Source organism: Yersinia sp. SCPM-O-B-9106 (C-191) (assembly GCF_026183365.1).
Taxonomy (GTDB): domain Bacteria; phylum Pseudomonadota; class Gammaproteobacteria; order Enterobacterales; family Enterobacteriaceae; genus Yersinia; species Yersinia rochesterensis.
Window position 1 is genome coordinate 1,304,236 of sequence record NZ_CP110791.1, and the last position, 23,954, is coordinate 1,328,189.

The following is a 23,954-nucleotide window of genomic DNA, read 5'->3' on the forward strand; positions in this document are numbered from 1 at the left end:
ATTCGGATAAAACTGTAAAATACGGATTTAGGATTTATCTGTGGGGATAATGAAGAGGGGCACAGGGGGCATCCCCCCTGTTTAGTGATTAAAAAGAGAACGTTTACACTAAAATATCTTCAATCGCTTTTATTTCTGCGTCACTGAACTCGGTATTTGCCAACATGCCGACGGCATCATCAATTTGGCTGGTTTTACTGGCCCCAATCAGGGCTGACGTCACCCGCCCACCACGTAATACCCAAGCTAACGACATTTGCGACAGTTTCTGCCCGCGATCAAGCGCCAGTTCATTTAATTGACGAACCTTGACCAGTTTTTCTGCTGAAAGCTGCTCGGGATTCAGGAACTTACTGTCACTGGCTGCCCGAGAATCCAATGGAATTCCTGCCAGATAGCGGTCAGTTAACAAGCCGCCCGCCAGTGGCGAGAAAGCAATAGAACCGACGCCATATTCATCCAACGTATCTTGTAACTCGGCTTCAATCCAGCGCTCAAACATAGAGTATTTAGGTTGGTGAATCAGGCAGGGGGTGCCGAGCTGAGCGAGAATTTCACAGGCTTGGCGCGCTTGTGCCGCAGGGTAGTTCGACAAGCCGATATACAAGGCTTTGCCTTGGCGCACCAGTAAATCCAGTGCCGCCATGGTCTCTTCTAGCGGGGTATTAGGGTCTGGCCGGTGATGATAGAAAATATCAACATAATCCAAACCCATGCGCTGCAAACTTTGATTGATGCTCGCGACCAGATATTTTTTTGAACCCCAATCCCCATAAGGGCCGGGCCACATGGTATAGCCCGCTTTGGACGAGATAATCAGTTCATCACGGTAAGGGCGTAAGTCTTGCTGCAATATTCGGCCAAAGTTCAGCTCAGCGGATCCAGGGGGCGGGCCATAGTTATTGGCTAAATCAAAGTGGGTAATACCATGGTCAAAAGCCCGATGAATCAGATTACGGCTATTTTCATACAAGGTGCTATCGCCAAAGTTATGCCACAGGCCGAGAGAAATAGCCGGCAGCATTAATCCACTACGGCCACAACGGTAATATTCCATTTCCTGATAGCGGGAGGAAGCTGCTTGGTAGACCATGATGCCCCTTATTGATGAGAGTAAACGACGTATTAATGTATGCGTTTCCACTGATTGCGTAAGTTGGCGAGATCACAGAGTCTGCTTTTGGTCACTGAATTTGGTCAGTTAGGATCAATGCTGCGTGGTGGATTAAATCCCATTATTTTTCTGATCAATAACCAAGGGTATGTGGTTGAACGAACTATTTATGGGCCGCAGCAGAGCTATAACGATTGGCTTTTATCGTGGTGGTATTGCCGCAAATGGATGCGCTTGAATTATTGGTCAATATAGCCAAATCTCTTCAGGCCGGTAATACAGCGCTCTGACTTCACTGGCCGTTATTTGTCTTACCGGTCAATTGATCCAACAACCAATAACCTGCTGGCCCCGGCGGGTTTTTTTTCGACCAAACGGCGTCAATTGAGATAGTTTTAGGCCAACCAAGGGTCGATAAGGCGACCAGTTTTTTATGACTGTATTGCTCAACTAACCAGCGCGGTAAAATAGCCCAACCGAAGCCTTGCTCTGCCATTTCCAGCAACATCAAATAACTCGGCGCTGACCACATTAGCCCCTGCGACTGATTGCGCTCGGTGCGGTTATAAGTATTCAGGCGAAGTTGTCGGGTGGTGGCTAATTGTTCGGGGTGGACATGGGGTAACTGCGCCAGCGGATGGTCGGGTTTGACAAAAATTGCCATTTCCGTCTGGGCGGGTAATCGGTTAGCAGCAATGTCCGGCGGGTAATGATGCTGAACTTCCACCACGCCAATATGCGCCCGCCTAAGTTGCAGTAAGTCAATCACATCGAAATCTTCGGCAATTAAACACTCAAATTCGATATCAGGATAACGCTGTTCAAAGCGGCGCAATAAGCTTTCATGATGGGTAGGCTGATAGGTATCAGACAATACAAATGTCAGCCGGGTCTCAACCTGGGCCGCCAAACGGATGGAGAGGTTATCCAGCCGCTCACTGGCAGCTAGAATTTCCTGCACATGGGAGAGCACTCGCCGCCCATGGTCAGTCAACACCGGTAGGCGGGCTTGTCGATCAAACAATGTTAAACCCAGATCCGCCTCCAAATTGGTGATAGCGGTGCTGATGGTCGACTGGCTTTTGCGCAGCTTGCGGGCAGCTGCTGAGAATGAGCCGAGGGCAGCGGCTTCGACAAACGCAATCAGTGCTTCGGGGGAATAATGCATAAACTATCTATTTTATCGATGGGTTCTATTTTTAATCTATCTTAAAAATCGATGATAATCACCATCGACAATCTGTTTCTGATTAATTAAGTGGGTGTTTTATGCAAGTTCATCGCAAATCTTTATTTGAGCGGATTATCCATGCCGTGGGTTTTGAGGTCATTGCTATCTCGATTTGTGCACCCGTTGGCGCATGGCTGCTGGATCGTTCAATATTACAGATGGGCACCTTAACCGTGCTGCTCTCCTCAGTGGCGATGCTGTGGAATATTATTTACAACAGCTTATTCGACCACTTCTGGCCGGTTAGCCGTGTTGCTAAAACCCTCCGTGTGCGAGCATTCCATGCATTGGGCTTTGAAAGTGGGTTTATCTTAATTGGCTTGCCGATTGCGGCCGGTGTATTGGGGGTTTCTCTGTTACAGGCATTGATACTGGAGATTGGTTTCTTCCTGTTCTTCCTGCCTTACACGATGTTTTACAACTGGGCCTATGACAGTTTGCGGGCGCGAATTATTCGCTCACGTCAGCCCGTAGCACTCAAGCCCGCTTCTGACGAAGGGCGCGGTTCAAACTGATTTTTGACCTCATTACCCAGCATTTTTTTACCGTCAGCAGTGGCAAGTGGCCGCTGCTGAAACGTTTTTATGTGATCTTTATCCCAAAGCGAAACGGTTTCCAGCATTGAGATTGTTGTTTCCCCAGCCTGATTTTACAGTGAGCATAATTGAAGTTAAGAATATCTGTAATGGAGAAGTTTCTGATGACGAGCTATGCCCTGGTGGGTGACGTTGGTGGCACTAATGCCCGTTTGGCGCTTTGCGCTGTGGCGACCGGCGAAATATCACAAGCAAAAACATATTCAGGTTTAGATTACGACAGTCTGGAAGCTGTTATTAGGCAATATTTATCAGAGTATAAGGTCACTGTAGAGCACGGCTGTATTGCCATTGCCTGCCCGATTACTGGCGATTGGGTAGCAATGACCAATCACACTTGGGCATTTTCTATCGCCGAAATGCAGCAAAATCTGGGGCTAAAGCACTTAGAAATCATCAATGATTTCACCGCGGTATCAATGGCGATCCCGATGTTGTCGCCGCAGGATGTACTGCAATTTGGCGGCACAGCGCCACAGCCGGGCAAACCGGTTGCGGTCTATGGTGCGGGGACGGGGTTGGGGGTAGCGCATTTAGTGAATGTGGATAGTCGCTGGATAAGCTTGCCGGGTGAGGGCGGGCATGTGGATTTTGCGCCCAATAGTGAAGAAGAAGACCGGATTTTGGCGGTATTGCGTCAGGAACTGGGCCACGTTTCCGCCGAGCGGGTGCTTTCCGGGCCGGGGCTGGTCAATCTATATCGGGCAATTGTGATTTCTGATGGCCGCCAGCCCGAGAATCTGGCCCCGAAAGATGTGACTGAACGCGCTCTGGCTAACAGTTGCACTGACTGTCGCCGCGCATTATCCCTGTTTTGCGTGATTATGGGGCGCTTTGGCGGCAATCTGGCCTTAAATCTCAGCACCTTTGGCGGTGTCTATATTGCTGGCGGTATTGTGCCGCGCTTTATGGAGTTCTTCAAAGCTTCCGGTTTTCGCGGTGCTTTTGAAGATAAAGGCCGTTTCAAAGATTTCTTGCAGGATATTCCGGTCTATATGATTACTCATCAGCAACCCGGTTTGCTGGGGGCGGGGGCTTATTTGCGTCAGAAATTAGGGCATACCCTTCATCCTTGATGCCGTATTTATTACTTTCTGCTTCGACTGCCGACAAAGTCAAATGAAGGGGAAACGTGCCGCTAGGGTCGTAACGGCGTAAGCCGTCGAAGTGCCCCTAGGTGCGGTCGACCCTTCACTCACTCAGTTATCAACAGTTTTGTTATTAACCTCAGCAGAGCCAATGCTCTGCTTTTTTACGGCAGAGAATGATTACGCGTGACTGCTAGCAGTGACCGCAGTTGGGGCTGTTGAGATATTTTTTGTCTCGGCAGTCGCCCCTTTTGGCGGCTTGATAATCAGGGTTAACAGCAAGGAAACCACAGACATCACCGCAATGACGATAAAGGTCGCGTGATACCCGCCCAGACGTGCCGCAATAAATGATCCTGCCAGTGCGCCTAAACCAAACCCTTGATAGATAATCCCGTAATTCTTGCTGTGATTTTTTAAACCGAAGAAGTCGCCGACAATCGCTGGGAATACCGTGATATTGCCACCAAAACAGAAAGCAATGGCACCAACACACAAGAAGAATAGGGCGTGAGTCAGCGGGACAAAACTTAATACGGATACTGCCAAGGTGGTCACCAGCAAGGTAAAGCTGATAACCCGCAGGCGGCCAACTTTATCGGATAGCGCCCCCAGAATAATACGTCCGGCGGTGTTAAAAATGGCGATGGCGGACACGGTATTGGCTGCGGTGGCTAAATCCATTCCTGCCAGTTGCACGCCTAAATCTTTCACGATACCAATCAGATATAAACCACTCATACAGGCGGTGAAGAAAATGACAAACAGGAAGTAAGATTCTTTGACCGCCAGCATCTCTTTAACACTGAAATCACGGCCAGTATGGGCAGATTGTAAGCTAGCGGCTTGTGGCGCGACGATTTTTTCCCGCAACAAGAAAGAACCGGCCCCAACCAAGACCATCACGATAATGCCCCAGTAGAAGAAAGCCAGCGAAACACCTTGGTTAGCAATTAAACTGGCATTCACGTATTTGAACAACAGGCTGCCGGTGCCAAATGCACCCACAGAAATACCTGAAATCAACCCCTTACGTTCTGGGAACCATTTAATCAGATTCGATAGAGTGGTGATGTAGGCGGTGCCATCAGCAAAGCCCACTACAATACCCGCCAGCAGATAAATCATCCCGAGCGAAGTGGCAAAAGAGCTGGCAATCAACCCCAAACCGAGGATGATGCCGGAAATTAGTGTCAGTTTACGGATACCAATGCGCTCTTGCAGGCGGCCCGCAAATAACGTGGCGATAGCCAGAGAGAAACTGGTGATAGAGAAAGTGGTCGCCACCGCGCCCAGTGACCAACTGAATTTTTCTCCCAGTGGCTGATTAAATAAGCTCCAAGTATAGATAGTGCCTAACCCCATCTGAACGATGATGGTACCAACAACAATTAGCCAACGATTTACCGGTTTACTGCTCATGCCGGACTCCTTAAACATCAATGCATACGGCCCGAATATGGCTATTACTGACGTGATAGTGGTCAGTAATGGCGTCGGAGCCTAAGAATTACGCGCTGATGGAGCACCGGAAATCTGGTATTGAGGTGTTATCAGCCCGCCGAATGAAACCAGTATACGGGCGGGCTAATAACTATAGATCGAAAGGGGAATGAGCTGCATTCAGAGAGGAATGAAATGCATTTAAAGGCGCATCAGTTGCCTAAATTCCTTTATCTTGCTGCGGCTAACGGGGACTTCAAAGTCCAACTCACTGAGTCGCAGGATATAAGTGTTATTAAACCAGGGCACAATTTCGCGGATTTTGGCTAAATTCACACAATAAGAGCGGTGACAGCGGAAAAAGTGCTCTTCAGGCAGGCGACTGCAAAACTCGGTGATATTCATCGGCATAATGAATTCTGCGCGCCGCGTGTAAACTAAAGTGACCTTTTCCTGCGCCGCTGCATAATAAATATCATTGATATCCGTGACGATGATGCGCTCATCTTTCATCAGATTGATGGTATGGGCTGCCGGGCGGTGACTGGGGCTGTTGTTTTGCTCTTTATTTTGGTGATCACGCTTATGCAGCGCTTTCAATTTTTGCAGCATAGTGACAATGCGTGATTCGTGGTAAGGCTTTAAAATATAGTCAAAAGCTTCAATTTCAAAGGCTTCTACCGCATGCTCTTTATAAGCCGTAATAAAGATAATATAGGGTTTATGGGCAAATTTGCTGATATTTTGCGCTAGCAAAACCCCATCTAATGATGGAATGTTAATGTCGAGGAAAATGGCGTCAACCTGATGATTTTGCAGGTATTTAAGTACATCCAGCCCATCTTCAAAGGTGGCTTCGATGGTGATATTACTGTGCTGGCGGATAAGATAACTTAATTCTTCCTGAGCCAGAAACTCATCTTCGACAATAATTGCTTTCACGGGTTAAACTCCGGCTGAAATACTGGGTTCTGCATGGACTTTTCCACCATTCTTGCTGATATAAAAAGAAATCTCGGTGCCCGGTTCCATTCGGCGTATCTGCAAACCCTCGCCATAGAGTAATTTCACTCGATGATGGACATTCAGTAAACCAATTTTATTGCCTGGCATTTCATTATTAGTCACGCGCGCAATGGTCTCCTGATTAATTCCATTGCCAGTGTCTTTCACTGAAATTTTTATCTGGTCGCCGCTGTCTTTAACTGCGATCACCACCACACCTTTACCGCGGCACGGCTGAATACCATGCACGATAGCATTCTCCACCAACGGCTGGATCAACAAGCTGGGGATCTTTAGCGCAATATCATCGTCAATATCATAAATGACAGTCAACTTGCTGCCAAAACGCGCCTGTTCGATGGCGATATAGTCTTGAATTTGATGCAGTTCTTTACGGATATCAATTTGTTCATCATTTAATTCAAGGTTATAGCGCAAATAACGAGACAAATTAATGATCAATTGGCGCGCGGTATCTGGATTGATACGAATTGACGAGGAAATAGCATTTAAAGCATTAAATAAAAAGTGCGGATTAATCTTACTTTGCAGCGCGCGCAATTCCGCCTTATTGGCCATTTTGCGCAGGTGTTCAATACGCGAAACCTCAATCTGGGTTGAAATGATTTGCGATAATCCTACCGCCATGACTTTGAGTGAGTAAGTGATTTTGTGGGCATGGCAATAATAGATTTTCAGCGAGCCAGTGACTTCACCTTTTTCCCATAACGGGATAATAATCAGGGAATGAATTTGGGGAGTCCGGTGGACTTCATCATTATTGCGGATGGTAATTTTACCGCGCTGAATACTTTCTTTGGTGATATCACTGATTATTTCATGGCCAATATTATAGGTTTCCACCCCGACGCCGACATACGCCAAAATATGTTGAGTGTCGGTGATGGCGACTGCATCAGCCTTGATATCATTGCGAATAATTTCACAGACACTGCGCAATGATTCACCGTTGATATTGCGAAAATAGGGCAAGGTTTTATTCGCAATATCCAGCGCCAATTTTGCTTGTCGCGCAGCAATGACTTCTTTTTCATCCTCGACACTCTGCACCAGCAGCACAATTAACCCAATACAGACCGCCCCTAAAATCATCGGAATCGCGATTTTAGACACAATATCGATACCCAGTGCTGTCGGTTTGGCCCATATAACCACCAAGAGCATAGTCAGCGATTCACAAATCATACCGGCCAGAATGCCAATACTCCATTGGCGCTCTTTTTTGACTTTCAGGTTGATATAACCCGACATCAAGCCCGCAATAATACTGGTAATTAAGCAGGGTACCGAAGTAATACCATCAATATCAATTAAATAGCGATGAGAACCCGCGATAAGCCCGGTAATAATCCCGACCCATGGGCCAAATAAAATACCGCCGGACATGACGGCAATGACCCGCACATTCACCAGAGAACCTTCAACATTAATGCCGGAATAGGTGCCGAAAATAGCAAACAGCGAAAAGATCGCGGTGACGGCGGCTAATTCCAGCGGCGTATGTTTCTCTTTTTGTAGTAACTGACGAAATAGGCGGGTGCGGGTCAGGAAGAACAAGCAAATTAACATCAGTGCGGCGCGATCAAATACCGCCAGTAGCATTTCAAATATCTGGTGCACACTATTTTCTCTTGGCAACATTTTCTGTTAGCAACATTTACTGTTGGCAACAACCGGGGGATCTTGGGTTCTAACTATCAGATCTTGAGGCGGGTAAGCGGCTAACTATAAGGAAAATAGTGGTCGACTGCTACTTTATCCGTGCTATTGAGCCGAATAGCCGGGGAAGGCTGCCGGAGGAATAAACTCCGGCAGAGTATCAAGCGGAATACGGCTACTTTGTCATCCCCAGTTGTTGTCGGCCAATATCTGTCAAATTATCGACTGTGGCCCGGCCGGTGAAATCGACTTCGAAATCATCGGCAGCAAAGTCTGGCGGTGAACGGCCATCTATAAAACTGGCTAACTGGCGCGGTAAGTAGGCAGCATTTTTTTCACATCCTGGGGCAGCGGCGATATACATCACATTGCTGTCAAACTCGCCGTGATGTTCGTTTTCCACTGAATGAATGACATCGCAGTGCCAAAATACAGTGTCACCGGCTTCCAGATCTGGAATAGGGGAAATAGCTTCCATTAAAAGAGGATGCCACTGTTCAGAGGCCGATAAAGCACGGCCCGGTGCCGCACCGCACAAGTCATCATCGGCGACATCGTCTTGCAAAGCACGTAACAGGATGTAGGCCATGGCATTGGCGATCGGGATCACATTTAGCGTCCCGGCATGGGTGCGCTGTGGTGTCAGCGCCGTCCACCCTTGGAATGTTCGGAACATAGAGCACACCGCCGGTGACGGAAACTCTCGCACTTCCGGGCGGCCTTCAGCTGCGAAAGGATCGTATTGTTGCCATTCACCGGAAAACACGTGGCGATAAACATGACGGAAATTTTCATCTAACCAGCGCTCAATTGAGCCACCATCCACATGAGGCGATAGGCCCAAAGATGAGGATTTTGGCGGGCGGCGGCGGGTGCGGTCAGCATAGGTCACGACCTGATTAGCATCAAAGTGTTGCTTGCCATTGCTTTTGGTTTGCCACAGATTATTTAAGAATATCTGCACTGCATTCATGCGCGGATCTTGGCGGGCTTCGACTTGCGGTGTTGACCAGTAAATGCCGTAAATTTGGGGTTTGCTGGCCGCCAGCGTGCCAAAGTAGTTATCTTCCGCAGCATTTTTCAGGCGCTCGACAAAATTATTACGATCCAGATAATTGCCGATCTCACGGTTCCATGCTGCGGCTTTCTCTGTCGGGAACACCCCGATAATGGCGCAGCAGCCCCGTTTTTTGATTTGTGCTTTCTGTTCGTCGGTGACTTTGCCATTGATAATATCATCGGCATGAATGCGAGGGACCGGATTCTCGCCTTGAGCCAGACTACGGCGGATCTCAGTCACTTGTTGGCGGATATTCTCTTCCACGGCGTGGAAAACCTGCCGATAATTGGGGAGCGCTTGGCGCAATTGTTGCTTCACCGCTTTGATGGCTGCGGGAATATCGTCGATTTGTAATGAAGCCATGATGTTGACTCTCCAATAGCTGTAGGTTGAGGTCGCGGTAAGGCGTTTGCGTTTTACTGAGCATTTGTTTATTTTTTGTTATCTTGAGGTGACATTATTTAAGTAAAATAGAGAAGAATAAAGGGATGAGGTTTTGGCAAAATTTCCTCTTTAATTTTTGCCGCTCTTTTTACGATTAACATCTTAAAATTAAAGGAAAAAAAGTGCCTGTGATCCCGATGTTTAGCCACTCCCCCATTTCTTTGCGGACGCCAAGGTTGGTTCTGGATAGCCTTAATGAACAAGATTGGCCGCTATTTTTGCAGCTACATCAAGACCCGGACGTCCAGCGCTATATTGCGGACCCGCTGGAAATGGCCGAAATACGCGCCCGTTTTGAGTCACGTGTAATGCCGTGGGAGAAAACCTCCAACCACTGGTTATGTTTGGTTATCCGCGAAAAAGAAAGTGGGCAGGCGATGGGGCTGACGGGTTTTTTGGCGGAATGGTTGCCGCTCCAGCAAGCCGAGGTGGGTTATGCGATCTTGCCCTCTTATCACGGTAAGGGTTTTGCGAAAGAGTCACTGATGGCGGTGCTGGCATTTGGCTTCCAACAATGCCAATTCCATAAAATGAAAGCCACAGTCACCGTGGGAAATCATGCTTCGCGGCGAACGCTGGAGAGTTGTGGTTTCCAATTGGAAGGCACTTTGCGTGATAATTTTCAGCTTGATGGACAGTGGTGTGATGATTGGATATTGGGGTTATTAGCCGGTGAATGTCCGCCATCGCGCTGAACTCCGATGAGTTGGAAATTTGTTATCAGCCTATCGACAGCTATCAAGCGCTAGGATATGTTTCATGTTAGACCATTTGATGGTCAGCGTCGCTCGGACGGTCCGGGCGCTCACGTATCTTCGAGGAAATTATGGCTGAATCCCCTTCCAAACGTCGCTTTGCCCGTATTGATCGTCTTCCCCCTTATGTTTTCAATATCACTGCTGAGTTGAAAATGGCGGCGCGTCGCCGTGGTGAGGACATCATTGATTTTAGTATGGGTAATCCGGATGGCCCGACACCGCCGCATATTGTTGAGAAAATGTGCAGTGTCGCGCAACGTGAAGACACCCACGGCTATTCAACTTCGCGCGGGATACCACGCTTGCGCAGGGCGATTTCTCGCTGGTATGCGGATCGTTATCAGGTGGATATTGACCCTGAAAGTGAAGCCATTGTCACCATCGGCTCGAAAGAGGGGCTGGCGCATTTGATGCTGGCCACATTGGATCACGGTGATACCGTGTTGGTGCCCAATCCCAGCTATCCCATTCATATTTATGGTGCGGTGATTGCGGGCGCACAAGTCCGTTCGGTGCCGCTGACTGAAGGTATTGATTTCTTTGGTGAACTGGAACGCGCCATTCGTGAAACCATTCCAAAACCGAAAATGATGATCCTTGGTTTCCCGTCTAACCCAACGGCGCAATGTGTGGAGCTGGACTTTTTTGAGCGCGTAGTGGCGTTGGCAAAGCAATATGATGTGCTGGTGGTGCATGATTTGGCCTATGCCGACATTGTATATGATGGCTGGAAAGCGCCATCAATCATGCAAGTGCCGGGGGCGAAAGACATTGCGGTCGAATTCTTTACCTTATCTAAAAGCTACAATATGGCGGGTTGGCGTATTGGTTTTATGGTCGGTAACCCCGAACTGGTCAATGCATTGGCGCGAATTAAGAGCTATCACGATTACGGCACCTTTACCCCATTGCAGGTAGCAGCCATTGCTGCGCTGGAAGGGGATCAACAGTGCGTGCGTGATATCGCCGAACAATACCGCCAGCGCCGTAACGCCTTGGTTCGTGGGTTGCACGAAGCGGGTTGGATGGTCGAGAATCCAAAAGCATCAATGTATGTTTGGGCGAAAATTCCCGAACCTTACGCCCATTTAGGATCGCTGGAATTCGCCAAGCGCTTGCTATCTGATGCAAAAGTCTGTGTCTCGCCGGGGATTGGATTCGGAGATTATGGTGATACCCATGTCCGTTTCGCTCTGATTGAGAATCAGGACAGGATCCGCCAGGCGGTGCGCGGGATTAAAAGTATGTTCCGTGCTGATGGTTTGCTGAAACCGGGGAAATCCACTCCGGGGGAAACGGTTTAATCCGTTAGCGATTTTTAGCGGCGTATACACTTATTCTGGCTGGTGGCTTAGACCTTCAGTCAGAATAAAAACACTTTTTCACTCTATTACCCATCCATTCTTCATGTTCTCTTCATCTGTTTACACCATACTTATGATTAATTGAGTTATTTCAGTGGAGTGTGCGGCTATGAGAAATCGCTATTCATTACCTCAGATAACCTTACATTGGCTAACGTTATTGATGATCATTTTGACCTATGCGGCGATGTTACTCAGTGACTCGGTACCTGATGAAGATAGAACCTTGGTGAAAAACCTGCATTTCAATTTTGGTATTTCTGTCTGGTTACTCATGCTGGTGCGGCTCTGGCTGCGGCATCAAAATGTGACACCGGCGATCACGCCCAAATTACCGGATTGGCAGCTATTAGGGGCGCATATTTTACATTGGTGCCTGTATTTGATGTTTTTATCATTGCCAATATTGGGGGTTTTGGCGCAGGCCTATGGAGGAAAAACGTGGTTCTTGCTCGGTTGGCAAGTTCCACAGTGGGTAACACCCAATGATGATGCGCGGGTGTATCTCAAGCAAACCCATGAGTTAATTGCTAATTTAGGATACTTTGTGATTGGGGCGCATGCGTTGGCGGCACTTTATCATCATTATATCCGCCGTGATGATACTTTGCGTAGAATGATGCCGGGGGAATGATGTGAACCCTAAAATGATAAAGGGCGCAAATGCGTCCTTTATACGATGTCAGGTAGTGAATATCTCAGCCGATGATTATTCGACCATCATCATGAAAGTGCCAACCCAAACCACCAACATAATTGAGATACCCATAAAGAAATACTTCATTGACCACTCCTCCTTGGAGCCACCTCGCCAGACTGAGTCACTCAGCCACTTCTGCGAGTCAATGGCGCTAATGTAATCCCAATAGAGAGCGATTTTCAATACTGTAATTTCATGCATCAGATCACATTTTTGTACAAAAACAGTAATGAATGTTAGTCAATGTATTGAAGTGTGAAGCTATTAACGTTTTTTTAAATTATCGTCTAATAACAATTTGTTACTCTCTTGACTCAAATTTAAGCGATAACGGGAGCGTCAGCGTTATTTTTAGATTTTTCTTACTGCCACATCCGCTTCAAAGCCCAGTAAATAAAGGGCTTGTTCCAGAGCTTCAACCTTCGAGGCGTAATACACATCCAGCAGGCGATCCATCTGAGCAGCATTTAGGCTCAGTTTGCGCGCCATATCGGCTTTGCGGGTTTGGGTGGTGAGCATAGCATTGTGCAATTCTGCTTTCAGGCGCACTAAAATAGGCACGTGAATAGCAATATCACCCGATTGCAACGCTGATGGAGCAGGGACAGGGCGCTGTTCTTCTATTTGTGTGGCAATGCCATTTTTAATACCGTCTTGAGCTTCTAACTCTATGTCGTCGACCGAGTAAGTCACTGAACCTGATTCTGGAAAGTCGCGATAATGAATATGATATTCGCCGCTGACTTCATCATGGGTATAGCTGGCTGGGTAATGTTGCACGGTGTAGCTCCTGTGGGAACAAGGTACTTCAAGATGCGGACATTGTACTGGCATCAGCAATGCGGGGTTACTTATTTCTAGCTTGTTAATGCCATCTCCAGTGCCATTGCCGGGCACTTAACCACACACTCACCGCAGCCATCGCACAGTTCATCAACTAAAATTGGAGGCTGGTTGATCCGCCAGACTAGCGCTTGTTTTTCACAATAATCGGCGCAACTGTCACAATAGATATAAGTATTCTGGCAGGGGTTTTTTATTACCGGATGAGGGTGACTTGCCGGTGATGAGTCGCTAGCCGCCCCTTTTAATAAGCCACGAAATAGCCCCCGGCGGCTAATAACCCGACTTTCCATATAGGCTTTATAGTAGCGTTCGTCTCTATTCATCGATTTTTTTTATCACCGATATAGCTCATAGGGATGGGGGAATAAACCCAATTTCAGTTGCAGGGTTTTTAGGTAACACTCGGTAATCTCAGCTAAAAGCGGATAAACCTGATGCTCGAGCTGTGCATTTTTGACCAGCTCAAGATAGCGGTAGGCCCAGGGTAGCAGGTGCTCGGTGAGCAGCATTATTGCCGCGTCAGTTGGCTGTTGCTGAGTTAAATGTGGCTGTTCAATGAGATGCACCAAAGCCAAAAGCATTAACCCAAACTGGTCTTCCGGCTCATGAATAGCACTCTGACTTGCCAGCCCTAATGTTGATAGAAATTCACGATATTGCAGGGTGCTGGTGCCCATCAGAATATTTTCTTTATCCAGATAAACTGACCCCCACGGCGGCGCGGGCATTTCACCTTGCCCCTCAAACAGCACCGAGAAGTCATATTCCAATTGTTCTGGTGAAATATCAGGTATCTGTTGGCAGCAGCGGGCAATGTTGGCCGGATGGGGCCATGGGAAAAGATCTTTTATTTGTGGCAGCAATGGCCAGAGACGCCGCACTGTATCGGACTGCGGGGGATAGTAAAAACATGCGCCGAGAATGCGTGGTAAGGTGGTGTTTAATAACGTCAAAATCTTCTCTCTCCTGGCCCGGTCACTTTCGTCTTGAGTAGCCGCAGGGGAAGGCGGCTACTCGGTTATTAAGAAAAATCAGTGAGTTGAATTACATCGGGACTTGCCAGAGATTATAGAAAGCAATGCGCCCAGCCAATTCACCGATGACTAGCGCTGAGGCACTCACCGCCAGTGTCGTGCGGGGAATTCGGTCTTTCAGTAATGCAGCTGCGGCCACGAAAATACCCAATGTGAGCAGCAGGATTTGCACTCCCCAAAATACAGATTGTTGGCTGCTTAGATCCACAGAACTGTGCCCCAAGAAACTTAAATAGCCGGGTTTATTCACCAATGTCACGATAGCGCCGACTAACAATGCCGTGGCACCCAACTGACGTGCGCCAGTGAGGATGGCGAAAGCGCCGCCGCCGACCAATACGGTCATCCATAGCTGCAATGAGGTGTATGAGGTATCCCAGTTAGGCACTGTGGTCAATTGATAAACTTGAGTGATTGACCACGCAAAGGCTAAGCCAAAAATCACTGTCGCCACATTACACAGCATTGCCAGCATGGCATTCTTCACCATGACGGAGAAGAAGACCGTGCCACAAGCCATCGCCACAAACAGACTGCTGAGCAGTATTTCATTGCTCATCGGGGAGCGGCCGACGCCGAGTAACATGTTCATCGCGCGTAGGGGTTGCCCAACATGCAGCGCGCCAATGACTAAGCCCACAAGCATCAAAATCAGGCCGAGAATATTAGCCTGTTTGAGCTGCTGTGCCGTGGTCAGGCCGAGTTGGTGGCTTAAGAACACTAAAGCAAACAACCCAACGGCGGTTTGCCCCAGTACGGTGAAGAATACCAAAGGTAATTCGTGCATTTTATACCTCCGCCGGATTTTGGATGCGGCCTGATGTATCACCGGATGGTTTGGCATCACGATGGCTTCTGATAACCAGATTAGGGTGTGTTAGATGGGCATGAGGCAAGGGCGCTACCGCATTTTCTTGGCCGTATTTATCACGTAATATCGTGATTTCATCGAAATCTAATGCCCGCTGCGGGCAAGATTCGACACAAACTGGCTTATGTCCTTCGGCAACTCTTTGATAGCAACCATCGCACTTGGTCATCAGTTTCTTTTTGGCATCAAATTGCGGCGCACCATAGGGGCAGCGCATCTCACAGTAACGGCAACCCACACACAAATCCTGATTCACCACCACCAAGCCGTCTTCTTCACGTTTGTGCATCGCGCCGGTCGGGCAGCCGGTGACACAAGTCGGCGACGAACAGTGATTACAGGCAATGGACAGGTAATAACTGAAGACATTTTGTACCCAAATATTGTCCTGTTGCGTCCAACTTCCTCCGCCATATTCATAAACTCGGCGTAATTTTGGCCCGAGATCCAAGTTCTTCTCATCCTTGCAGCTGATTTGGCAAGTTTTGCACCCGGTGCACTTGGTGGAGTCGACAAAAAAACCATATTGCTTCATTTTTCAACTCCTTATGCGCGTTTAACTTCAACGAGGTTAGTGTGTTGCGGGTTACCTTTCGCTAATGGCGAAGGGCGCTGGGTCGTCAAGGTATTGATACAACCGCCCACATCAATGCCCTCCTTGTTGATATTGCGCCATGCTCCTTGTGGCACGCTAATGACACCGGGTAAAACGCGCTCGGTAATTTTAACCGCGATACGCATCCGCCCCCGGCTATTGAATATTTCGACCATATCACCGGGTTGAATGCCACGGGCCTGCGCATCGATGGGGTTCATCCAAAACTGGTGTGGCACTGCTTCACGCAACATGGCGACATTATAATAAGATGAGTGACAATGGCCTTTAACATGGAAACCGGTCATCTGCAGTGGGTAGGTTTTCAGGGTTTCTACATCACCAACACCTTCAAATGTCGGGCAATATTCAGCGACGGCGGTAATACGATCTCCGGGGGCCAATTGCCACTCTTTTTCCAATGTGGCGAGCGCTTCAGAGTAGATCTCAATTTTGCCGGATGGGGTTTTCAATGGGTTATTTTGCGGGTCATCGCGGAAGTCTTTTAAGGCAATATATTGACTGCTGTCAGCATAAATCCGGTCAATTATTCCTTTGTCATTGGTCTGCTCAAAGGGCGGCAGTGCCGGGTTCTTTTCGCGCATTTTGTTATAACTGATTTCAATCCATTCTTGCTGGGAATGCCCTTCGGTAAAGGCTTCCCCAATGCCACATTTGGTGGCAATTTCGGCTAAAACATCATAAGACGGGCGACATTCCCACATAGGTTCGATAGCATTTTGCAGCCGCGTCACATAGTGATAAGCCCCGCTGGCATAGGAGTTATCAATCAAATCATTTGATTCCACCGAGGTGACATCGGGTAATAATAAATCAGCATATTTAGCCGAGCGGGTCATGTGGTTTTCCCACACTAAAATAAATTCGCACAGTGATTCATCTTGCAAGATACCGTGGGTTTTATTCAGGTCAGAATGCTGATTTCCAATCACGTTACTGGCGTAATTCCACATAAACTTAATATTGGTATCAAGTTTATCTTTATTCTTCACATGGGCATTTTTAGCGGTCATCTCAGTGCCACGGAAAATAGCGTCTGTCCACATAAAACAAGGAATCGCTGTTTTTACAGGATTGGGAATATTGAATCCCGGCACTGGATATTTAACATTCCCGCCCCAGGCTCCGGTATTGGTGCCGGCTCTGCCGATATTACCGGTCATCAATGGCAGCATCATAATTGAGCGCGCAGCTTGCTCACCATTAGCGCTGCGCTGAATGCCCCAACCTTGGGAAATCCAAGCAGCACGGGCATTTCCTAACTCGCGTGCGAGTTGGATAATACGGGTTGGCGCAATACCGGTTATTTCACTGGCCCATTGCGGTGTTTTTTCTAAGCCATCGATACCCAGACCTAAAATATAATCTTTATATGAACTATTGGCCGGAGCAGAGGCGGGTAATGTGCTGGCATCCCACCCTACACAATATTCCTTCAGGAAGTCCTCATCGGTCAGGTTTTCTTTAATTAATACATAACCCAATGCGGCGACCAGTGCGGCATCGGTGCCGGGAAATATAGGGATCCATTCGGCATTGAGGGTGGTGACACTGTCAGTCATCCGTGGGTCGATAATAATGACTTTAGCTTTACTCTTCCCCAGCGCATGAACCGTTTCAATATATTGGCCACCACCTGACATGCGTGTTTCTGCCAAATTATGGCCAAACATCACTACTAAGTCGGAGTTTTTAATTTCATCCAGCAGAGTTTCATCGGCATTACCATAAATATAAGGCATCACGGTATTAATTTGCGCCGTGGAGTAGGTGCCGTGCTGATCCAGAAAACCACCGAGCAAACTGAGCATTCTTTTACAAGCATTACGGCCTTGTAAATTAGCCCCGGTAGAGCCAGAACCATATTGATAATAAATGGCTTCATTACCATGTTGTTGAATGGTTTTTTTTAGATTGTCAGCCACAATTGTGGTGGCTTCATCCCAGCTGATTCGTTTGAATTTGCCTTCGCCGCGTTTGCCCACTCGCAACATGGGATATTTTACTCGGTCAGGATTATATGTTTTCCATCTGACTGAACGGCCACGTAAACAGGGCCGAATTTGATGCTCGCCAAAGGTGGAATCATCATAAATAGCTTCATTAGCAATTTTAACAATTTCACCATTTTTGACATGTACTTTTAGCGGGCAGCGGCTACCGCAGTTAACCAGACAAGCACTGTATTTAATGGTTTCTTTGCTGACTGGAGCTGCCTGTTCTGGCGCGGCTTGCACCGAAAAAGGTAGGGTGATTGAACCGGCAATTGCCGCAGCCCCGGTGACTGCGGCAGATGTTTGAATGAATTCACGGCGGCTCAGTGAGCCAGCGATAGATCTTTTATTGTTATTCATCGACATTCCCTTTGCGAAGGACATTATTTTGACGAAAATAAAACATAGAATAGAGTGCTAATGTCCCACCTTAGGAAATAATTTGTTACTTTCATATGATATAAATCAATTAAGACGGGATAACGAAAATAGAGACCTTATTTATGTGAGCATGCCGAGGGTTATTAATGATTTAACGCGAGATATTAACTATTTTCTATACATAAAATTAATATCTTTAATGTGATTAAATTCTGTAATAAAGAATCAATCTCAAATGAAAGAAATATATTACTATTTGCGAGTTTATTTAATTTTACTTAATTTTTTGAGAAAAATCTTAATAAATGGCTACTGATTATTAGTGACTATTCCCTCTGTAAAATGGAATTCAAGGGCATGAGAATCATGCGAATATTGGCTAAAAATATGAGTTTGTTTTTTTCTAACGAAAGAGAAAATTAGCATCACGATTTTTAGATCAGCCCTGAGTAACCTGCTATTCTATATTGATACTCTTCATAGTGTTACCATGCAGGGAATGAGTGTGATGTTGAATATGAGAAACCGATTTGAGCGTAATAACCTCTTCGGAGAGAAAAATATCCATGCTGTTTTTGAAGTCAGCCTACTGCTGAAAGCAATATTAGCTATCATGGAGGTTGTGGCGGGTATTTTAACCTTCTTTATTACTCCCCAGTTTTTACTGAATATATTGCATCGCCTCACACAAGTTGAGTTTATCGAAGACCGGGGCGATGTGGTCGCCAATTATGTATTGCATGCGGCACAAAGCCTTTCCATCAGCAGTCTGCACTTTGCCGCTTTTTATTTACTAATACATGGCATTGTTAAGCTGTGGGTCATTATTGGATTGTGGCGCAAAAAGCTAGGTTATTACCCTGCGGCAATAGTGATTTTTAGCTTGTTTATTGTCTATCAACTCTATCGTTATACCTTTACTCATTCGGTGCTTTTGATCCTGATAACGCTGCTGGATGTGGTGGTTATCGTGCTGACGGTGCTGGAGTATCGGCAGTTGCGACTGGAACAAAAGAGGCCCCAAGCGAGGCCGTTGTAATAGCGATTAAATAGCTATTTGGCTATCCGCGGCGGGTGATGCCTTCATAAATCAAACGCAGCCCAAACGCCCCCACGGCAACACCGATAATACCACTTAACAGATGTTGAACTTTACCATATGCGCGCCGCACCGCCGGGCGTGAGAACGCCATGCTAAGCAATGACCGCCAGAGGATAGAGGCTAGAACAATGCCGAGCCAGGCGACTATTTTTGCCCATGCTGGTGTGGTCGGGGTGAGTGTTACCGAGAAAATACTGATAAAAAACAGCACGGTTTGTGGGTTAGATAAATCAGTCAATAGCCCACGACGGAAGAACACATACCAAGGTGTAACCGAGGAAGTGGCGACAGCCCCCATACCCATATGCAGTTCCTGAGGGTGGCGCAGCATATTGTAGGCATACCAAATCAGATACAAACCGCCGCCGATTTTAATTGCCGAGAACAATGCGCCGCCCTCAGCAATTAGTGCCGCCATACCAAATAACCCCAATCCTGAGTAAATTGCATCCCCCAAAGCCACGCCCAGCCCAGTGAGTAAACCTGCATTTTTGCCAGAGCTGAGACTGGTTTGCACCACAATAAGTAAGTTAGCGCCGGGATTGATAAATGTGAGTACAAATAGCCCGATGGTCAATATGATGACGTGCATTTCGTCCATTCTGTGCGGCTCCGGTAGTCGTGATTTCAGTAGCATAATGTAATCTGCGGGAGCGAACAGCGCATTAATCGTGTTTATTGCATTCAGTGAATAGAAATGTGTCGTCAGTCAGCAAAAATATGGGCCTGACCCACTATCGTCAAATCAACCATTAAGCCAATATGGAGCCCTTCGCGACTGATGGTTTTAATTTCTACAATTTTGTCATGCTGAACAATTTTCTCATGCTGAACAATTGATAAAGTGAGCGTCGAAATAAAACCAGCAAAATCAATACTGATAATTTTAGCCAGACAGTGAGTTGGATAATGATGAACTGCGGGCAGCGGTGTGATGGTCACTTGCTCGGGGCGCAGCATAATGCGTGCTTGCCCATGACGGGTTGCATCGTCAACTTTGACTCGGCCTAGTGCGCAATCGGCCCATCCGGCCTCAATATGAGCAGAAAGAATTAGCGTTTCACCCAGGAATGTGGCGGTCGGCTCATCAATCGGCCTCAGATAAAGCTCTTGCGGTGGGCCAACATGAGCCAACTTGCCCGCGCGCATTACGGCCACCTGATCGGCAAAAGAAAGCGCCTCACTTTGGTCATGTGTAACTAAAATGGAGGCGATATTGGCTTGTGACAGCAGTTCAGCCACCGCTTTGCGGGTTGATGCGCGTAAGGCGGTATCCAGCGCTGAGAAGGGTTCGTCCAATAACATCAATACCGGACTTTGCGCCAATGCCCTGGCGAGTGCGACTCGTTGTTGCTGACCGCCGGATATTTCATGGGGCCAAAGCTGCGCTAATCGCCGGTCTAGCGCCACCATTTCCATTAATTCATCAACCCGGCGGGCTTTATCCTGCTTACTGCCTTTTAGTCCATAAGCAATATTGCCCGCCACGGTAAAATGTGGAAACAACGCACCATCTTGTGGGACAAAGCCAATCCCTCGTTTATGAGCCGGCACCTGGATTGAGTGGTCAAATACGGGGTTCCCTTGCAAAATCACCTTACCGCTATCCGGCGTTTCGAAACCGGCAATAATACGCAGTAAGGTGGTTTTACCTGAGCCAGATGGCCCGACAATCGCCGTGCGGCTCCCCGCCGTAACCTGTAAATCAATGCCGTCTAATACATTGACCGATTGGTAAGACTTGCCGATTTGTTGAAGTTCAAGCGTGCTCATAATCCTGCCGTACGTTGAGATTGAGAATAAAGAAGCCAGGTTAGCGGCAGGGAGAGCGCCACCATGAGCAGGGCGTAAGGTGATGCAGCAACGTAATCTATTTCACTGGTCAATGCCCAAAACCCAGTCGCTAATGTGCGGGTGCCATTCGGGGCCAATAACAAGGTGGCGGTCAGTTCATTGGATATAGCCAAAAATACCAAGGCCGCGCCAGCCGCAGCGCCGGGGGCCGCCAAGCGCATCGTGGTGCTCCAGATAGCTTGAGTGGGCGTTTTCCCTAAACTGCGCGCCACGTTTTCCAGTTCGACCGGCGCGGTCGCAATACCGGCCCGTAAACTGATTAAGGCGCGTGGCGTAAACATCAATAAATAGGCCAGTAAAAGAGTGAATTCAGTTTGGTACAGTGGCCGGGCCATCCGGATAGTGATGGTCACCAGCGCCAGTGCGACCACAATGCCGGGCAGCGAACTGGTGACATAATTACAGCCCTCCATGACCCGGTGTAAACGGCTTGGGTAGCGCACGGATAACCAGGCCATCGGTATGGCGCATAGGGTGATAATTACCGCACCGCTCAGCGCCAATGCCAACGTTTGTTTTAATGCTGGCAGTAGTTCAGCATTCAACCATATATCAATACCGCCAATATAGAGCCAGCGGGTGAGAGTGATAAAGGGCACGCCGAGCGAGAGGGTTGTCATTACCAGCGGTAACAGCAAACACAGTAAGGTGAGGGCGGTTCCCATTGAATAAGCAGTTTGTCTGCGTGCGCTACCGGAACCCACGCGCGCGTAGCGGTTATAGCCGCGGCTGGTGGCTTCAATTAGCAATAATCCTAAGCAACATAACGCCAGAACACCCGCCAACATATTGGCCGCAGGGCCATTAAATGTAGATTGGAATTGATCAAAAATCGCGGTGGTGAAAGTATCGAAACGGATCATGGCGTATAGCCCATATTCTGCTAATAAATGCAGTGCAATCAGTATCGAACCACCCCAAACGGCTAATTTTAATTGTGGCAATACCACCCGGAAAAATACTGCGGTAGGCGTGCTACCCAGTGAGGCGGCGGCATCTTCAAGGCCGGGATCAAGGCGGCGCAATACTGCTGAAGCGGGCAGATAAATAAAAGGAAAATAGGCAATAACAGAGATAAATACACCTGCGCCCAGTCCATGCATTGAGGGTATCAGGCTAATCCAGGCATAACTTTGCACAAAAGCAGGAACAGCCAGTGGGGCGATAGCCAGTAGTGACCAAATTCGCCTGCCGGGTAGAGCAGTGCGTTCAGTGAGCCATGCCAAAGCCACACCAATAATGGCGCAGAGCGGCAAGGTGAATGCCACCAGTAATGCGGTGTTAAGTAGCAACTCCCCGACGCGAGGGCGGAAAACCAGCGCTTTTACTGTTGGCCAGCCAGTATCAATGGCAATGCCAATAACAAACCCCAGTGGCAATAAGGATAGCAACGAAAGCATCACGGCAATAGCCACAATCCCAGAGCCGGGGCGGCGGCTATATTGCACTTGAGCGGCTTGACTCAGTGACATTGGGATAACATCGGGGTTTACATTGGCCATAATCGTCAAGGCACTCGGCGTGTTAATGCCCGTCGGGTCAGGAACTCGACGGGCTAAAAGTACATATTTTCAGCAGATTGACTTTATTTTCAGCAGGTTGACTTTATTACAGCAAGCCAGCTTCTGTCATCAACTCAACCACTTTCTTGCTGTTCAGTTTAGACGGTTCTACTTTTGGCGCATCCAGATCTTTCAGCGGCACTAATTTAGGGTTAGACGCAGCATCGACACCCACGGCATATTCAAAAGCATTATTAGTGCGCAAGATATCCTGACCGGATTTACTGGTTATCCATTTCATGAATTCTTGGGCTTCTTGCGGATGCTTGCTTGACGCCAGCACACCGCCACCTGAGATACTCACAAAGGCACCCGGATCTTGATGTTTGAAGTAGTGCAATTGAGTCTTGCCGCTGTTCTCGCCGGTTTTGGCTTGATCAACAAAGCGATAATAATGATAGATAACCCCACCATCAATCTGGCCGGCATTGACTGCTTTCATTACCGTGCTATTGCCTTTATACGCGGTGGAGTTGGCTTTCATGGCTTTTAACCACTCCAATGTGGCTTTTTCGCCTTTCAGTTCCAGCATGGCGCTAACAATTGCCTGGAAATCAGCTCCGGATGGTGATGCCGCCCAGCGGCCTTTCCACTCAGGTTTTGCCAAATCCATAATAGATTTAGGTAACTCGGCTTCACTGATTTTTTCCGGATTATAGACAAAAACCGTGCTGCGGGCGGCAATGCCGGTCCAGCGGCCATGTTCAGGGCGATATTCTTTGGCCACCTGAGCTTGTGTTGCCGCATCCAATGGCGCGAACAATTTTGCGTTATCAACCAGCACCATGGCGGGGGAGTTTTCTGTCAAGAAAACGTCTGCGGGTGATGCGCTACCCTCCTGAACTAACTGATTACCTAACTCGCTGTCCCCACCGTTGCGCAGGGTCACTTTAATTCCGGTATCTTTGGTAAAGCCGTCAACCCAGGATTTCACCAGATTTTCGTGTTGGGCGTTATACACCACAATGCCTTCGTCATTGGATGCCGCATTAGCGGAAAACGCCAGCATCATTGAGGAAGCCAATAGAGCTGCGGGGCCGAGAGAGGATAAACGTAACTTCATAAAGACATCCTTTAACAGGTCAAAGAAGAAAACGAAAGAGTCAGGCAACAACGAAACAGCTCGATTGTATAGAAAATTAGTACTAATAATAGTGAAAATCATTCGTATTATTTGCTACGAAATGTTTCACTAATGTTGCTATAATTCC

23 protein-coding genes are annotated in these 23,954 nt (G+C 47.7%); 6 read left to right on the forward strand and 17 right to left on the reverse strand.

The window, feature by feature from the left end; translation table 11 throughout:
* Positions 1–103: 103 nt before the first annotated feature.
* Positions 104–1,093 (reverse strand): aldo/keto reductase, encoded by a 990-nt coding sequence (locus OP863_RS05955; RefSeq protein ID WP_050291460.1) that lies wholly within the window; start codon positions 1,091–1,093, stop codon positions 104–106.
* A 313-nt stretch (positions 1,094–1,406) separates the two neighbouring features.
* Positions 1,407–2,282: a LysR family transcriptional regulator gene (locus OP863_RS05965; RefSeq protein WP_145510161.1), complete on the reverse strand. Its 876-nt coding sequence runs from the start codon at positions 2,280–2,282 to the stop codon at positions 1,407–1,409.
* A gap of 101 nt (positions 2,283–2,383) precedes the next feature.
* Here OP863_RS05965 and OP863_RS05970 point away from each other — a divergent pair, with 101 nt between their 5' ends.
* Together OP863_RS05970 and glk are read left to right on the forward strand one after the other, a co-directional pair.
* Positions 2,384–2,860 (forward strand): multidrug/biocide efflux PACE transporter, encoded by a 477-nt coding sequence (locus OP863_RS05970; RefSeq protein ID WP_038634936.1) that lies wholly within the window; start codon positions 2,384–2,386, stop codon positions 2,858–2,860.
* 185 nt (positions 2,861–3,045) lie between these two features.
* A complete protein-coding gene (glk, locus tag OP863_RS05975) occupies positions 3,046–4,017 on the forward strand; it encodes a glucokinase (RefSeq protein WP_145589131.1) in 972 nt (323 codons plus the stop codon).
* A gap of 192 nt (positions 4,018–4,209) precedes the next feature.
* Here glk and OP863_RS05980 read toward each other — a convergent pair whose 3' ends face one another.
* The 4 genes from OP863_RS05980 to OP863_RS05995 form a co-directional block, all read right to left on the reverse strand.
* Complete coding sequence (locus tag OP863_RS05980; protein ID WP_038634930.1) at positions 4,210–5,451, reverse strand: OFA family MFS transporter; 1,242 nt, start codon at positions 5,449–5,451, stop codon at positions 4,210–4,212.
* Between the two features lie 222 nt (positions 5,452–5,673).
* A complete protein-coding gene (locus OP863_RS05985) occupies positions 5,674–6,414 on the reverse strand; it encodes a LytR/AlgR family response regulator transcription factor (RefSeq protein WP_265525976.1) in 741 nt (246 codons plus the stop codon).
* A 3-nt stretch (positions 6,415–6,417) separates the two neighbouring features.
* Positions 6,418–8,118 carry a sensor histidine kinase gene (locus OP863_RS05990; RefSeq protein ID WP_038634925.1) on the reverse strand — a complete coding sequence of 567 codons (1,701 nt, stop codon included), beginning with the start codon at positions 8,116–8,118 and terminating at the stop codon, positions 6,418–6,420.
* A gap of 214 nt (positions 8,119–8,332) precedes the next feature.
* Positions 8,333–9,580 carry a DUF1479 domain-containing protein gene (locus OP863_RS05995; RefSeq protein ID WP_265525977.1) on the reverse strand — a complete coding sequence of 416 codons (1,248 nt, stop codon included), beginning with the start codon at positions 9,578–9,580 and terminating at the stop codon, positions 8,333–8,335.
* Between the two features lie 218 nt (positions 9,581–9,798).
* On the opposite strand from OP863_RS05995, the gene OP863_RS06000 reads away from it, so the two are divergent.
* The 3 genes from OP863_RS06000 (at position 9,799) to OP863_RS06010 (ending at position 12,417) form a co-directional block, all read left to right on the forward strand.
* A complete protein-coding gene (locus OP863_RS06000) occupies positions 9,799–10,356 on the forward strand; it encodes a GNAT family N-acetyltransferase (RefSeq protein ID WP_265526238.1) in 558 nt (185 codons plus the stop codon).
* Positions 10,357–10,487: 131 nt separating this feature from the next.
* The gene (gene alaC, locus OP863_RS06005) at positions 10,488–11,723 is read left to right on the forward strand and encodes an alanine transaminase (RefSeq protein ID WP_038634919.1); all 1,236 of its coding nucleotides are present in this window, start codon (positions 10,488–10,490) and stop codon (positions 11,721–11,723) included.
* Between the two features lie 169 nt (positions 11,724–11,892).
* Positions 11,893–12,417 (forward strand): cytochrome b, encoded by a 525-nt coding sequence (locus OP863_RS06010; protein WP_050291458.1) that lies wholly within the window; start codon positions 11,893–11,895, stop codon positions 12,415–12,417.
* A 75-nt stretch (positions 12,418–12,492) separates the two neighbouring features.
* Here the strand turns inward: OP863_RS06010 and ypdK are convergent, their stop codons facing one another.
* The 7 genes from ypdK to OP863_RS06045 form a co-directional block, all read right to left on the reverse strand.
* Positions 12,493–12,567 (reverse strand): membrane protein YpdK, encoded by a 75-nt coding sequence (gene ypdK, locus OP863_RS06015; RefSeq protein ID WP_098057507.1) that lies wholly within the window; start codon positions 12,565–12,567, stop codon positions 12,493–12,495.
* Positions 12,568–12,834: 267 nt separating this feature from the next.
* Complete coding sequence (locus OP863_RS06020) at positions 12,835–13,263, reverse strand: hypothetical protein (RefSeq protein ID WP_038634911.1); 429 nt, start codon at positions 13,261–13,263, stop codon at positions 12,835–12,837.
* 77 nt (positions 13,264–13,340) lie between these two features.
* A complete protein-coding gene (locus OP863_RS06025) occupies positions 13,341–13,652 on the reverse strand; it encodes a 4Fe-4S binding protein (protein WP_038634900.1) in 312 nt (103 codons plus the stop codon).
* A 12-nt stretch (positions 13,653–13,664) separates the two neighbouring features.
* The gene (locus OP863_RS06030) at positions 13,665–14,282 is read right to left on the reverse strand and encodes a TorD/DmsD family molecular chaperone (RefSeq protein ID WP_038634897.1); all 618 of its coding nucleotides are present in this window, start codon (positions 14,280–14,282) and stop codon (positions 13,665–13,667) included.
* A gap of 91 nt (positions 14,283–14,373) precedes the next feature.
* The gene (locus OP863_RS06035) at positions 14,374–15,150 is read right to left on the reverse strand and encodes a dimethyl sulfoxide reductase anchor subunit family protein (protein ID WP_145589129.1); all 777 of its coding nucleotides are present in this window, start codon (positions 15,148–15,150) and stop codon (positions 14,374–14,376) included.
* 1 nt (position 15,151) lies between these two features.
* Entirely contained in the window at positions 15,152–15,769 is a 618-nt protein-coding gene (locus OP863_RS06040; RefSeq protein ID WP_038634891.1) for a DMSO/selenate family reductase complex B subunit, read from the reverse strand.
* Between the two features lie 11 nt (positions 15,770–15,780).
* Positions 15,781–18,204, reverse strand: a complete 2,424-nt coding sequence (locus tag OP863_RS06045) for a DmsA/YnfE/YnfF family dimethyl sulfoxide reductase (protein ID WP_265525978.1) — start codon at positions 18,202–18,204, stop codon at positions 15,781–15,783.
* A 529-nt stretch (positions 18,205–18,733) separates the two neighbouring features.
* On the opposite strand from OP863_RS06045, the gene OP863_RS06050 reads away from it, so the two are divergent.
* Complete coding sequence (locus tag OP863_RS06050) at positions 18,734–19,264, forward strand: DUF2127 domain-containing protein (RefSeq protein ID WP_145589788.1); 531 nt, start codon at positions 18,734–18,736, stop codon at positions 19,262–19,264.
* A gap of 22 nt (positions 19,265–19,286) precedes the next feature.
* On the opposite strand, the gene OP863_RS06055 is transcribed toward OP863_RS06050, so the two are convergent.
* The 4 genes from OP863_RS06055 to OP863_RS06070 all read right to left on the reverse strand — a co-directional run bounded on the left by OP863_RS06055 (position 19,287) and on the right by OP863_RS06070 (position 23,806).
* A complete protein-coding gene (locus tag OP863_RS06055; protein WP_265525979.1) occupies positions 19,287–19,928 on the reverse strand; it encodes a LysE family transporter in 642 nt (213 codons plus the stop codon).
* Between the two features lie 104 nt (positions 19,929–20,032).
* Positions 20,033–21,100 (reverse strand): ABC transporter ATP-binding protein, encoded by a 1,068-nt coding sequence (locus tag OP863_RS06060; RefSeq protein ID WP_038634879.1) that lies wholly within the window; start codon positions 21,098–21,100, stop codon positions 20,033–20,035.
* Positions 21,097–22,683, reverse strand: coding sequence for an ABC transporter permease (locus tag OP863_RS06065; protein ID WP_145591841.1), 1,587 nt, complete (start codon positions 22,681–22,683; stop codon positions 21,097–21,099). Before OP863_RS06065 ends, OP863_RS06060 begins: the two co-directional genes overlap by 4 nt.
* A gap of 106 nt (positions 22,684–22,789) precedes the next feature.
* Positions 22,790–23,806, reverse strand: a complete 1,017-nt coding sequence (locus OP863_RS06070) for an iron ABC transporter substrate-binding protein (protein ID WP_145589784.1) — start codon at positions 23,804–23,806, stop codon at positions 22,790–22,792.
* Positions 23,807–23,954 lie beyond the last annotated feature (148 nt).